Annotated in this window: 11 protein-coding genes and 1 riboswitch; of the genes, 4 read left to right on the forward strand and 7 right to left on the reverse strand. The window is 69.3% G+C overall.

The features are described 5' to 3' along the window. Positions 1 to 9 precede the first annotated feature (9 nt). The 4 genes from thiE to OEJ37_RS18365 are packed head-to-tail and all read right to left on the reverse strand — an operon-like array spanning position 10 to position 3,351. Positions 10 to 1,134 (reverse strand): thiamine phosphate synthase, encoded by a 1,125-nt coding sequence (gene thiE / locus OEJ37_RS18350; RefSeq protein WP_263345054.1) that lies wholly within the window; start codon positions 1,132 to 1,134, stop codon positions 10 to 12. Then, positions 1,131 to 1,946 (reverse strand): thiazole synthase, encoded by an 816-nt coding sequence (locus OEJ37_RS18355; protein ID WP_034183640.1) that lies wholly within the window; start codon positions 1,944 to 1,946, stop codon positions 1,131 to 1,133. Before OEJ37_RS18355 ends, thiE begins: the two co-directional genes overlap by 4 nt. A gap of 38 nt (positions 1,947 to 1,984) precedes the next feature. After that, positions 1,985 to 2,182 carry a sulfur carrier protein ThiS gene (gene thiS, locus OEJ37_RS18360; protein ID WP_027783340.1) on the reverse strand — a complete coding sequence of 66 codons (198 nt, stop codon included), beginning with the start codon at positions 2,180 to 2,182 and terminating at the stop codon, positions 1,985 to 1,987. 32 nt (positions 2,183 to 2,214) lie between these two features. Then, entirely contained in the window at positions 2,215 to 3,351 is a 1,137-nt protein-coding gene (locus OEJ37_RS18365; RefSeq protein ID WP_263345055.1) for an FAD-dependent oxidoreductase, read from the reverse strand. A gap of 231 nt (positions 3,352 to 3,582) precedes the next feature. Beyond that, a riboswitch (TPP riboswitch) is annotated at positions 3,583 to 3,705 on the reverse strand. Between the two features lie 269 nt (positions 3,706 to 3,974). Here OEJ37_RS18365 and OEJ37_RS18370 point away from each other — a divergent pair. The 4 genes from OEJ37_RS18370 (at position 3,975) to OEJ37_RS18385 (ending at position 9,308) form a co-directional block, all read left to right on the forward strand. Beyond that, on the forward strand, positions 3,975 to 5,747 hold the full coding sequence (locus OEJ37_RS18370) for an ABC transporter ATP-binding protein/permease (RefSeq protein ID WP_175920915.1): 1,773 nt from the start codon (positions 3,975 to 3,977) through the stop codon (positions 5,745 to 5,747). Next, positions 5,744 to 6,520, forward strand: a complete 777-nt coding sequence (locus OEJ37_RS18375; protein WP_263345056.1) for an SDR family NAD(P)-dependent oxidoreductase — start codon at positions 5,744 to 5,746, stop codon at positions 6,518 to 6,520. The genes OEJ37_RS18370 and OEJ37_RS18375 overlap by 4 nt, the downstream gene beginning before the upstream one ends. Before the next feature lie 216 nt (positions 6,521 to 6,736). Further along, complete coding sequence (locus OEJ37_RS18380) at positions 6,737 to 7,999, forward strand: MFS transporter (RefSeq protein ID WP_034183636.1); 1,263 nt, start codon at positions 6,737 to 6,739, stop codon at positions 7,997 to 7,999. Between the two features lie 25 nt (positions 8,000 to 8,024). Beyond that, positions 8,025 to 9,308, forward strand: a complete 1,284-nt coding sequence (locus OEJ37_RS18385; protein ID WP_263345057.1) for a D-amino acid dehydrogenase — start codon at positions 8,025 to 8,027, stop codon at positions 9,306 to 9,308. 97 nt (positions 9,309 to 9,405) lie between these two features. Here OEJ37_RS18385 and thpR read toward each other — a convergent pair whose 3' ends face one another. The 3 genes from thpR to OEJ37_RS18400 form a co-directional block, all read right to left on the reverse strand. Continuing rightward, positions 9,406 to 9,960, reverse strand: coding sequence for an RNA 2',3'-cyclic phosphodiesterase (gene thpR / locus OEJ37_RS18390; RefSeq protein ID WP_175920912.1), 555 nt, complete (start codon positions 9,958 to 9,960; stop codon positions 9,406 to 9,408). Continuing rightward, positions 9,957 to 11,447 (reverse strand): alanine/glycine:cation symporter family protein, encoded by a 1,491-nt coding sequence (locus OEJ37_RS18395; RefSeq protein WP_263345058.1) that lies wholly within the window; start codon positions 11,445 to 11,447, stop codon positions 9,957 to 9,959. Before OEJ37_RS18395 ends, thpR begins: the two co-directional genes overlap by 4 nt. Positions 11,448 to 11,770: 323 nt before the next feature. Next, positions 11,771 to 13,237, reverse strand: a complete 1,467-nt coding sequence (locus OEJ37_RS18400; RefSeq protein ID WP_034183631.1) for a glutamate synthase subunit beta — start codon at positions 13,235 to 13,237, stop codon at positions 11,771 to 11,773. Positions 13,238 to 13,239 lie beyond the last annotated feature (2 nt).

A 13,239-nucleotide genomic window follows, 5' to 3' on the forward strand; every position in this document is an offset into this window, starting at 1 on the left:
GCCCTGCGGTCAATGAATGTCAAATTGTCCGGGAAAACATTGCTGCAACGCAATAAGCGCAGTCCGATAGTCGGCCGCGGCCGTGACCGCGCTGACCACCGCGACGCTGCCGACGCCCGTCGCCAGCACGTCCGGCAGCGTGTCGAGCCCGACTCCGCCGATCGCGACGAGCGGCGCCCGCGCGCCCGCAAAACGCGCGTAGCGGGCTATCCGCGCAAGGCCCTGCGGCGGCGCGGCAACGGCCTTGGTCGCGGTCGCGTACACGGGGCCGAGCGCGAGATAGCTCGGGCGCTCGTGCAGCGCCCGCAATATTTCGTAATAACCATGGCTCGACAGCCCGAGCCGCAGGCCCGCACGCGCGATCGCGGCCAGATCGGCCGTCTCGAGGTCTTCCTGGCCCAGATGAACGCCGTATGCACCTTCATCTGCAGCGATCTGCCAGTGATCGTTGATGAACACGCGCGCATCGGGATAACGACGCCCGGCCGCGACCGCACGCACGATTTCCCGGCGCAACGCGTCCGGCGTCGCGCCTTTCACGCGCAGTTGCACGGTCCGCACGCCGCAATCGAGCACGCGTTCGACCCATTCGGCGTCCGGCACGACCGGATAGAGGCCGAGCCGCGCGGGGCATGGCGCGAACGCGGGCTCGGGCGCGGCCGGCAGCCCGGCGACGCGCGGAAACCGCGCGGCGTCGACCGGCCACGCGTCGGCCGCGCGCGTCTCGTCGCCGTCGCGCCACGCCAGCGCGAGCACCAGTGCGTCGACCGGCGCGAAGCCGCAATCGAGAAATGCGGCAAGCGCCGCGATCCAGTCGTCCGCGAGCGGATGTGCGGCGTCGAGCGCGTAGCGCGCGCCCGCTGCATGCAGCACCGCGCCCTGCTCGCCGAATTCGATCGCGACCGCATCCGGCGATGCCGGCCGCGACGCGGCCGACGCGCGCGCCTGCGCGGTGCGGTCGCCGGCCGACACGATCAGCACGTCGCCGTCGGCCGGCATGTCGGGCGCCGCCATGCAAAGCCGCCACGGTGCCGCAGTGCCCGGCCAGTCGCCGAGCCGTGCGCGAATCCGCTCGGCCGCTTCGGCCAGTTCGTCGGCCGGCGGCCAGAATGTGTCGGCGAAACGCGCGCTCATGCGCCGCCCCCGTCCTGGTGCCAGAACGGCATCCCGACGACCGGCGTGCTCGCGTGCGCCGTTTCGCGCGCGTCCATCGGCCCGGCGAGATACGCGGCGCGGCCGGCCTCGACGCCCTGCGCAAACGCGCGCGCCATGATCTCGGGGTGCGTGGCCTGCGACACGGCCGTGTTCAGCAGCACGCCGTCGAACCCCCACTCCATCACCTGGCACGCGTGCGACGGCACGCCCAGCCCCGCGTCAACGATCAGCGGCACGTCGGGCAACCGCTCGCGCAGCACGCGCAAGCCGTACGGGTTCACGACCCCCTTGCCCGTGCCGATCGGCGCGCCCCACGGCATCAGCGCCTCGCAGCCGACGTCGAGCAGGCGCCGGCCAATCACGAGATCCTCGGTGCAGTACGGCAGCACCTTGAAACCGTCCTTCACCAGTTGCGCGGCGGCCTCGATCAGCCCGACCGGGTCGGGCTGCAGTGTGTAGTCGTCGCCGATCAACTCGAGCTTGATCCAGTCGGTGCCGAACACCTCGCGCGCCATGTGCGCGGTCGTCACGGCCTCGGCGACGGTCTGGCAGCCGGCCGTGTTCGGCAGGAGCGGCACCGCGTGGCGCTTGAGCAGGTCGAAGAAGCCGGCTTCGGCCGTGCCGCCTGTCATCTGGCGGCGCAGCGCGACCGTCACCATCCCCGGCCGCGACGCGGCGATCGAATCGGACAGCGATTGCAGCGACGGGTAGCGCGACGTGCCGAGCAGCACGCGGCTTGCGAAGGTTTCGCCGTACAGCGTCAGCGCGTCGGCGGATGTGAGGGACGTCATGTCGTTTTCCTGGAAGTGCGGGGACGAACCGGCGGCGCTCAGCCGCCCGCGACGGGGTGCACGACGTCGAGCTTGTCGCCCGCCGCGAGCGCGCGCGCCGCATGCTGCGTGCGCGCGACGAAGTTGCCGTTCAGCGCGACCGCGTACGGCGGACGCGCGCCGTACGCGGCGAGCGCGTCGGCCACTGTCGCGCCGTCGGGCAGCGTCAGGGTCTGTTGGTTGATCTGGATATCCATGAGGCTTCGTCGGATTCGGTCGGCGGCGCGCGTCAGGCCGGCTGGCGCGCGTCGTTGCGGTGATGAAGGAGCGTCGGCCAGCGCGCGGCGTCGCGCCACGCGGCAAACGCGTCGGCATCGCCGAACACGCCGCCGAGCGCGGCTTCGGCGAACGCGACCGCCGCGTGTGCGACTTCCGGCGCGATCATGAAGCCATGCCGGTACAGGCCGTTGACGGCGAGCGTCGACCCGCCGTCCCAGATCACCGCCGGGCGATGATCGGGCAGCGTCGGCCGGCACTGCGCATTGAGTTCGAGGATGCGCGCCTCGCCGAACGCCGGATGCACGGAGAACGCCGCACTCAGCAGTTCGAGCGCGGAGCGCACGCTGACGGGCGACATGTCCTCGCCCTCCACCTCGGTCGCGCCGATTACGTAGAGATCGTCCTGCTTCGGCGCGATATACAGCGGATAGCGCGGATGCAGCAGCCGCACCGGCCGGGTGAGCCCGATGCCGGGCGCATGCACGCGCGCGACTTCGCCGCGGATGCCGCGCAGCGCGGGCAACACGGATTTCGCGCCGAGCCCGCGGCAATCGATCGTGAAATGCGCGGCGGGCAGGTTCGCGTCGTCGATCGCGACGTGCCAGTGCAGGTCGACGCCGCGTTCGACGAGGCCCGCCGCGAGCGCGCGCAGCGCCTGGCGGTTGTCGAGCTGGCCTTCGCGCGGCAGCAGCAGGCCGCGCGCGAAGCGGCCCGCGAGCGCGGGCTCGGCCGCATCGACCTGCGTACCCGCGAGCGTGACGAAACCGCCGTCGAACAGGTCAGCCGGCGCGTTCGCGCGCACGCGTCGCTCGAACAGCGGTGCCTCCGCGCGGTCCGCGTGATGCCAGACGACGAGCGTGCCGTGATGCTGGAAGAATACGGGTTCGGGCAGCTCGGCGAGCCACTGCGGCCAGCGAGCGAGCGAAGCGACGCCGAGCTCGGTGATCAATAGCTCGGCGCTCGCCGCTTCTGCGAGCGGCGCGAGCATCGCGGCCGCGATCCACGCGGCCGACTGCTCGCCGTCCGGGCCGCCGCGCTCGTACAGCGCGACGCGATGCCCGTCGCCCGCGAGCCGCCATGCGATCAGGCGGCCGACGAGGCCGCCGCCGAGCACCGCGAAATCCGGCCGTGAATCCTGGACGTTCATCGCGCACGCTCCTCGCGAACCGCGCGAGCGCGGACGAACGTCGACGCGCACGCGCCGCCACGTGCGAACGCACGCGACATCGGGCCGGGAGCCATGCAAAAGACTGAAGATTGTGCGGTCATCATTCCTTCCGTAACGCGCAATACGCGTACCCAAAAGGACGAAACCGGCAACAAAGGCCGGCCGGGCGGGACTCGGGCGCTGACCATGTGGGATGGCAGCCAGCGCGGCCCGGCGGGATCAGAAACTTCCCTCGCCGGTATTACCCGGATCGGGTGCGAAGGGTCTTTCTCAGCCTCGCCGCACCGCGCTGAACTTCCGCCGGCCGCATGCAAAGCACCCCTGTTTCGTCGTCGGCCATTAGACCATAAAAGCGGAAAGCGCCGCAAACTGTCCCCTTGCGGCAAATTCGCCGTCGCGCTGCGCCGCTCTGGCACAATGCCCGCAGGCCGGCCGCTCGAGCGGCCGGTTGCCGCGTCACCGCCGGCCCTTAAGCGCCGTTTAAGACGCGCGGGCGACCATCCGGACGCCCGCCGTCAGTCGGCGCCTCGCCCCGGCTTGCCGTATCGCGGCGCGCGCCCGGCTTCGCCCGGCCCGCGCGCCGGCTACTCATCAGGAAGCACATGACCCAATCGATCGATCCCGTCCGCTCCGCCGCCTTCGACGCGCCGCAGGACGAGCGCCCGGTATCCGCATGGAGCCTCATCAAGCCCTACTGGGTGTCGTCCGAATGGAAAATCGCGTGGGGGCTGCTGGTCACGATCATCGCGATCAACCTCTGCGTGGTGTGGATCAACGTCCGGCTCAACAAGTGGAACGCCGAGTTCTACAACGCGCTGCAGTCGAAGGACGTCCACGACTTCCCGAACCTGCTGATGCAGTTCTCCGCGCTCGCGTTCGCGTTCATCATCCTCGCCGTGTATGGCCGCTATCTGCGGCAGATGCTCGGCTTCCGCTGGCGCCAGTGGCTCACCGACCGTTTTCTCGGCCAGTGGCTCGGCGATCGCGCGTTCTACCGGATCGAGCGCGACCGCCTCGCGGACAACCCCGACCAGCGGATCACCGACGACCTCCAGTCGTTCGCGACCACGACGCTCGCGCTGTCGCTCGACCTGCTGTCGACGGTCGTCACGCTCGTGTCGTTCATCACGATCCTGTGGTCGCTCGCCGGTGCGCTGACGTTCACACTCGGCGCCACGCCGATCTCGATTCCCGGCTACATGGTGTGGGCGGCCGCGCTGTACGCGGTGGTCGGCTCGCTGATCATCCAGAAGGTCGGCCATCCGCTCGTGTCGATCAATTACCAGCAGCAGCGCGTCGAGGCCGACTTCCGCTTCGGGCTGATCCGCGTGCGCGAGAACGCCGAGCAGATCGCGTTCTACGACGGCGAGAAGACCGAGACCGGCAACGCGCAAAACCTCTTCATGCGCATCCGCGACAACTGGTGGCGCGTGATGAAGTACACGAAGCGGCTCACGTTCGTGCTGAGCTTCTACGGACAGATCGCGATCATCTTCCCGCTCGTCGTCGCCGCACCGCGCTATTTCGCGGGCGCGTTCTCGTTCGGCGTGCTGATGCAGATCTCGTCCGCGTTCGGCACCGTCAGCGATTCGTTCTCGTGGTTCATCAACAGCTACTCGACCCTCGTCGAATGGCGCGCCACCGTCAACCGTCTGCGCGAATTCAAGCGCGTGATGGGCACGTCGCACCTGAAGGAAAGCCTGTCGCCCGCGACCGAGCACGGCGGCATCAACCTGCACTACGTCGACGCGGCGAAGCTGTCGACGTCGTCGCTCAAGCTCGCGCTGCCGAACGGCAACGCGCTCGCGGACATCGGCAACGTCACGATCGAGCCGGGTTCGCGCTGGCTCGTGATCGGTAAATCGGGTTCCGGCAAGAGCACGTTCATGCGCGCACTCGCGGGCCTGTGGCCGTTCGGCGACGGTGCAATCGACGCGCCGGTCGGCGCGCGGATGATGTTCGTGCCGCAGACGAGCTATTTGCCGATCGGCACGCTGAAGGCCGCGCTCACCTATCCGGCGACGCCCGACACGTTCAGCGACGACGCGTGCCGCGACGCGCTGCGCGCATGCCGCCTCGAGGATTACGTCGAGCGCCTCGACGAAACCGCGCACTGGACCCGCGTGCTGTCGCCGGGTGAGCAGCAGCGCCTTGCCGGCGCACGCGTGCTGTTGCACAAGCCCGACTTCCTGTTCCTCGACGAAGCGACCAGCGCGCTCGACGCCGACAACGAGGCACGCCTCTACCACCTGTTCGCCGAACGGCTGCCGAAGGCCGCGATCGTCAGCATCGCGCACCGCGAGTCGCTGGCCGCATTCCACGTCGGCACCATCAACGTCGAGCGCGTGAACGCCAGCGACAAGGTGGCTGCGTGAGCGTACGCGCCGCGCACATCGTGCGGATCGCGCTGATCACCGGCGCAGGCTCGGGGATCGGCGCGGCGCTCGCGCGGCGGCTCGCGGCGCCCGGCATCGCGCTGGCGCTGCACGCGCGCGGCGCCGACGATGCGGCGCGGGTCCGGCTTGCCGAAGTCGCGCGCGCCTGCACGGCGGCCGGCGCGGAGTGCATCACGCTCACCGGCGACCTCACCGAGCCGGGCATCGCGGCCACGCTCGTCGATGCAGCCGCCACGCGCTTCGGCGGGCTCGACCAGCTCGTCGCGAACGCCGGCTTCGCCGTGCGCCAGGCCTTCTCCGATCTTTCCGCGGACGCGCTCGCGTCCGCCTTCGCGGCGATGCCCGGCGCGTTCTCCGCGCTCGCGCGCCGCGCGCGGCCGCTGCTCGAAGCGTCGGCCGCGCCGCGGATCGTCGCGGTCAGTTCGTTCGTCGCGCATCGCTACCGCGCCGACGCGCCGTTCGCGGCCACCGCCGCCGCGAAAGCCGCGCTCGAATCGCTGGTGCGCACCGCGGCCGCCGAATTCGCCGCGCGCGGCATCACCGTCAACGCCGTCGCGCCCGGCTTCACGCGCAAGGACCACGGGCCGAGCGCCGGCAACACCGCCGCGTGGGCGCAGGCCGAACAGGCGACACCGCTCGGCCGGATCGCCGAACCCGACGACGTCGCCGCATTGATCGCATTCCTGCTGTCCGACGCGGCACGGCAGATCACCGGCCAGGTCATCCACGTCGACGGCGGCCTGACGCTCTGAAGCCTGGACGCATCGTTGCCGAACGCCGGCGTCGCGCCCGCCCCTCGCGTCTTTCCCGGCAGCTTCCGCCGGCCCGGCCCGCGTTTCGCATCGATCGCCGGTCGCAGCCGCTTCCGAGCAGCGTTGCTTCAGCCTTTTTGGCGCGCCCGATCCCGCCCGTAAAATAACCGCCACGCGGCAACGCGATACGAGAGACGACGAGAGGGGGCGGCAAGCATGCAGGCATTCCAGTGGTTCAACGAATTGTCGTCGCGCGAGCGCAAGACGCTGTACGCCGGATTCGGCGGCTACGCGGTCGATGCGTTCGACTTCATGATCTACTCGTTCCTGATCCCGACGCTGATCGCCACGTGGGGAATGACGAAGAGCGAGGCCGGGATGATCGCGACGAGCTCGCTGATCTCGTCGGCAGTCGGCGGCTGGGCCGCCGGCATCCTCGCCGACCGCTACGGCCGCGTGCGCGTGCTGCAGTGGACGATCGCGACGTTCGCGCTGTTCACGTGCCTGTCCGGTTTCACGCATTCGTTCTGGCAGTTGCTCGCGACGCGCACGCTGCAGGGCTTCGGTTTCGGCGGAGAATGGTCGGTCGTGACGATCATGATGGCCGAGACGATCCGCTCGCCCGAGCATCGCGCGAAGGCCGTCGGCACCGTGCAAAGCAGCTGGTCGTTCGGCTGGGCCGCGGCCGCGATCCTGTACTGGGCGTTCTTCGCGCTGCTGCCCGAGCAGGTCGCGTGGCGCGCATGCTTCTGGATCGGCATCGTGCCCGCGCTGTGGATCCTGTACATCCGCCGCAACGTCAGCGATCCCGACATCTACACGGCCACGCGCCGCGCGCGCGACGAAGGCCGTGTGTCGGGCCACTTCCTCGAGATCTTCTCGCCGCCGCACCTGCGCGCGACGCTGTTCGGCAGCGCGCTGTGCACCGGGATGCTCGGCGGCTACTACGCGATCACGACGTGGCTGCCCACCTACCTGAAAACCGTCCGCCACCTGTCCGTGTTCAACACGAGCGGTTATCTCGTCGTGCTGATCGTCGGCTCGTTCGTCGGCTATGTAGTGGGCGCGATCCTGTCCGACCGGCTCGGCCGCCGCGCGTCGTTCATCCTGTTCGCGATCGGCTCGTTCTCGCTCGGCATGGCATACACGATGCTGCCGATCACCGATACCGCGATGCTGCTGCTCGGCTTCCCGCTCGGCATCGTCGTGCAGGGGATCTTCGCGGGCGTCGGCGCGTATCTGTCGGAGCTGTATCCGGGTGCGATCCGCGGCTCGGGCCAGGGCTTCTGCTACAACCTCGGCCGCGGGCTCGGCTCGTTCTTCCCGATCCTCGTCGGCTCGCTGTCGCAGTCGATGTCGCTCGTGAAGGCGATCGGCCTCGTCGCGGGCGGCGGCTACCTGCTCGTGATCGTCGCCGCGCTCGTGCTGCCGGAAACGCGCGGCAAGTCGCTCGTCGACGATCCGGCCGTCGCGTCGTGAGCGCCCTCTTCGTTCCGGAAACCGCATGCACGTGATCGTTCTCGGCGCCGGCGTGATCGGCGTCACCACCGCGTGGCACCTGCGCGAAGCAGGCTGCGACGTCACCGTGATCGAACGCGAGGCCGACGTCGCGCAGGCGACGAGCCTCGGCAACGCGGGCGTGATCGCGCCCGGCTACGTGACGCCGTGGGCCGCGCCGGGGATGCCCGGCAAGATCCTCAAGTACCTGTTCAAGCCCGCTTCGCCGCTGATCTTCCGGCCGACGCTCGACGCCGCGCAGTGGCGCTGGATCGCGCGCTGGCTGCGTGAATGCGAGTTCGAGCGGTTCCGCGTGAACAAGCAGCGGATGCAGCGCATCGCGTATTACAGCCGCGCGTGCCTGCATGCGTTTCGCGACCGTTATCCGTTCGATTACGGCGCGAGCCGCGGCTACCTCCAACTGTTGCGCGGCGCATTCGACGTCGAGATGGTGCAGCCCGCGCTGAAGGTGCTGCGCGATGCCGGCATCGCGTTTCGCGAACTCGACGCGGCCGGCTGCGCGGCGATCGAGCCGGGCCTGCGCTGGGCGCGGCAGGCGCCCGTCGGCGGCATCTACCTGCCCGACGACGAAGCCGGCGACTGCGCACGCTTCACGCGTGAACTGCGTGCACTGTGCGAGGCGAACGGCGTGACGTTCCGCTTTCGTACCGCGATCCGCACGCTCGACGTCGCGGGCGGCAAGGTGCGCGGCGTGCTGGTCGAATCACTGGACGAAGGCGCTACCGCGCGAAGCAACGCCCCGCTCGCCGCCGACGCGATCGTCGTCGCGCTCGGCGTCGACAGCGCCGGCCTGCTGCGGCCGCACGGCATCGACGTGCCGCTGTATCCGGTGAAAGGCTACTCGGCGACGCTCGCAGTCGTCGACGATGAAAAGGCGCCGCGCGCCGCGCTGATGGACGAATCGCTGAAGACGGCTATCACGCGCTTCGGCCCGACGCTGCGCGTCGCGGGCACCGCGGAGCTCGGCAACCGGCACGCGGCGCTGCGGCAGCAGGCGCTCGATACGCTGATGAAGGTGCTCGACGACTGGTTCCCGCACGCAGCCGATCGCGCGTCGGCACGCTTCTGGGTCGGCCGCCGGCCGATGACGCCCGACGGGCCGCCGCTGCTCGGCGCGAGCGGGATCGACGGGCTCTGGCTCAACGTCGGCCACGGCTCGACGGGCTGGGCGATGTCGATGGGTTCGGGAAAGGTGGTCGCGGATCTCGTTACCGGGCGCGAGCCGGAGATCGACCTGTCGGGCCTGACGCTCGCGCGTTACGGCCGGTAGGCTCGACGCCGGGCGACACCGTCTGCGCGATGCGCTGTCGTGCTACGTGCAGCGCCCGGCCATCGCATTGCATCGCGAGCGCCGCTCACCACACCGCTCAGCCTTCCGCCCATGCGATCGGCGCCGATACGATCGGCCGATGCGACACGCCCTCGTGCGACAGCCGGCTTTCGAACAGCGTCAGCGCTTCGATGCGCAGCACGACCGGCCGCCCGGGCGCGCCGCCGTGCGCGGGCTGGCCGACCGCATCGCGCGGCAGCCGCGCGAGCGTCACGTGAGGCCGGAACGGCCGCCGGTCGACCGGCACGCCGAGCTCGCCCAGCAGCGCCGCCAGCCCCGAATTCAACGCGACGCAGGCGGGATCGGCCTCGAGTTCCGCGACGATCAGCCTCGCGCGCGGCAGGCTCGGCCACCACGCGATCCGCTCGACCGGCAGCAGCGGCAGCGCATGCGCGGCTGCGAGCGCGGGCAGGTGCGCGGCCAGCGCGTCGCACCGTTCCCGTTCGATCGCGCCGATGAACGCGAGCGTCACGTGCAATTGCGCGGGCAGCGTGCGCCGCGCTCCGCGGGTGACCGGCAACGCGTGCAGCGCGTCGCGCGACGCCGCATCGGGCACCAGCGCAACGAACGCACGGAGCCGGTCGCCGTTCATGACTCGCTCACCGCGGCGCGCGGCGCGCTCACCGCGTCGGCCGAAACGGGACGCTGCGGCAGCGGGCCGTGCTCGCCCCACACGTCGGCCGGCAGCACGCGAGCAAGTTCAGGGATCGTGTTGCGCGTGAACACCGGATCGGCGATGCCTGCCGCGCGCTGGCGTCGATAGTCGGCCCACGCGGCGTGTGCATACTTGCCGAGCGCGAGGATCGCGATCAGGTTGATGATCGCCATCAGCCCCATGCTCGTATCGGCCATCGCCCACACGAGCGGCAGTTGCCCGACGCTGCCGAACATCACCATCCCGAGCACCGCGACGCGGAACAGCGGCAGCACGCCGCGCCGCTTCGTGATGAATTCGACGTTGCCTTCCGCATACGCGTAGTTGCCGATCACCGACGAGAACGCGAGGAAGAAGATCGCGACGGCCATGTAGATGCCGCCCCAGCCGCCGACGTGGCTCGAGATCGCGCGCTGCGTGAGCGCCGCGCCTTCCATGCCGGTGCCGAGCTCGTACTGGCCCGACAGCAGGATCACGAACGCGGTCGCGCTGCAGATCACGATCGTGTCGACGAACACGCCGAGCATCTGGATCAGCCCCTGCGTGACGGGGTGCCGCGTGCTCGCGGTCGCGGCCGCATTCGGCGCGCTGCCCATCCCCGCCTCGTTCGAGAACAGCCCGCGCTTCACGCCGATCGCGATCGCCTGGCTGACCGCATAGCCCGTCAGGCCGCCCGCCGCCTGCTCGAGGCCGAACGCACTCTTCACGATCAGCGCGATCACGTCCGGCACCAATGCGATGTGCGTGGCGACCGCGTAGACCGCGAGCGCGAGGTAGCCGATCGCCATCAGCGGCACGATCACCTGCGCGACCGTCGCGATGCGGCGGATGCCGCCGAAGATGATCGGCGCGCTCAGCAACACGAGACCGAGGCCGACCGTCTCGCGGCTCCAGCCGAACGACGTATGGAACGCGTCGGCGATCGCGTTGGCCTGCACCGCGTTGAACACGAAGCCGAACGCGAGGATCAGCGACAGCGAGAACAGCACGCCGAAGCCGCGCGAACGCAGGCCGGTCTGGATGTAGTACGCGGGGCCGCCGCGATAGCTGCCGTCCGGGTGCGACACCTTGAAGATCTGTGCGAGCGTCGCCTCGACGAACGCGGACGACATCCCGACCAGCGCCGTCGTCCACATCCAGAAGATCGCGCCCGGCCCGCCGACCGTCAGCGCGACCGCGACGCCGGCGATGTTGCCGGTGCCGACGCGGCTCGCGAGCCCGGTCGCGAACGCCTGGAACGACGAGATGCTGCCCGGCTCGCCCTTGCTGCCGACCAGTTTCATGCTGAGGAACAGCGCCTTCAACTGGATCATCCGGAACCGCAGCGTGAACCACGCACCGGCGCCGAGCAGCAGCGCAATCAGCACGTAGTTCCACAACACGCCGTTGACGGCGTCGATCAGCCCATGCAGGAGTGCTTCCATCCAGAGTCCTTGTAAATAGGGTCAGTCACATGCAGCCACCGCGAACGCGGCCCGAGGGGCGACATGATATGACAGTTTGCAAGGAATATTACAAAACGAAAGGAAAGATGATGACGGAAAATCAGCGGCGGATGTGCTCAGATTAGGCGACGCTTCGCGAAAATGGCGAGCGCAGTGCAGGGCAGCGACGCGGCCGGATCGAACGGCGTCGGGGAACGCGCGGTACCGGCTGGCCGACGGGCATCGGCGCGCGCCAGCGACAAAAAAACCGGGCGCCCTTTCGGACGCCCGGTTCTCATCGAAACCCGCTCGCGCTATTCAGCTCAGCGCGGCAGCTCCGAATGCCCCATCAGGTACGCATCGACCGAGCGCGCGCACTGGCGGCCTTCGCGGATCGCCCACACCACCAGCGACTGGCCGCGACGCATGTCGCCCGCCGCGAACACCTTGTCGACCGACGTGTAATACGAACGATCGCCTTCGGTCGCCGCGCGCGCATTGCCGCGCGCATCCTTCGCGACGCCGAACGCGTCGAGCACCGGCGCTGCAGGCTGCGTGAAACCCATCGCGAGCAGCACGAGATCGGCCTTCATCTCGAACTCGGAACCCGGCACTTCCTGCATCTTGCCGTCCTTCCACTCGACGCGCACCGCGATCAGCTTCTCGACCTTGCCGTTCTTGCCTTCGAGACGCTTCGTCGCGACCGCCCAGTCGCGCTCGCAACCCTCTTCGTGCGACGACGACGTGCGCAGCTTGATCGGCCAGTACGGCCACACGAGCGGCTTGTTTTCCTCTTCCGGCGGCTGCGGCAGCAGTTCGAACTGCGTGACCTGCTTCGCGCCGTGACGGTTCGACGTGCCGACGCAGTCCGAACCCGTATCGCCGCCGCCGATCACGATCACGTGCTTGCCCTTCGCGAGCAACTGGTCGACGAGCTTGTCGCCCGCGTTCACGCGGTTCTGCTGCGGCAGGAAGTCCATCGCGAAATGGACGCCCGCGAGCTCGCGGCCCGGCACCGGCAGGTCGCGCGGCGTTTCCGAACCGCCGGCGATCACGACCGCGTCGAATTCTTCCTTCAGCGTGTCCGGCGAAATGGTTTCCTTTGCGAGGCTGCCGATCGACTCGGGCAGCGGATCCTTGCCGATGAACACGCTGGTGCGGAACGTCACGCCTTCCGCTTCCATCTGGCGCATGCGGCGATCGATCAGCCACTTCTCGAGCTTGAAGTCGGGGATCCCGTAACGCAGCAGGCCGCCGACACGGTCGTTCTTCTCGAACACCGTCACGTCGTGGCCCGCGCGCGCGAGCTGCTGCGCGGCGGCGAGGCCCGCAGGGCCCGAGCCGACGACGGCAACCTTCTTGCCCGTCTTGTGCGCGGCCGGCTCAGGCTTCACCCAGCCTTCCGCCCATGCCTTGTCGATGATCGCGTGCTCGATCGACTTGATGCCGACCGGGTCTTCGTTGATGCCGAGCGTACACGCGGCCTCGCACGGTGCCGGGCAGATGCGGCCCGTGAATTCCGGAAAGTTGTTGGTCGAGTGCAGGACTTCGATCGCCTGCTGCCAGTCCTGGCGGTAAACGAGATCGTTGAAGTCCGGGATGATGTTGTTGACCGGGCAGCCGTTGTTGCAGAACGGGATGCCGCAATCCATGCAGCGCGCGCCCTGGACCTTCGCGTCCGCGTCGGTCAGTGCCGCGACGAATTCCTTGTAGTGCTTCACGCGCGTGAGCGGTGCTTCGTACGCCTCGTGGCGGCGTTCGAACTCCAGAAAACCGGTTGCCTTGCCCATAA

Origin of the sequence: Burkholderia sp. BKH01, assembly GCF_025685725.1 — a bacterium.
GTDB classification, from domain to species: Bacteria; Pseudomonadota; Gammaproteobacteria; order Burkholderiales; family Burkholderiaceae; genus Burkholderia; species Burkholderia pyrrocinia_C.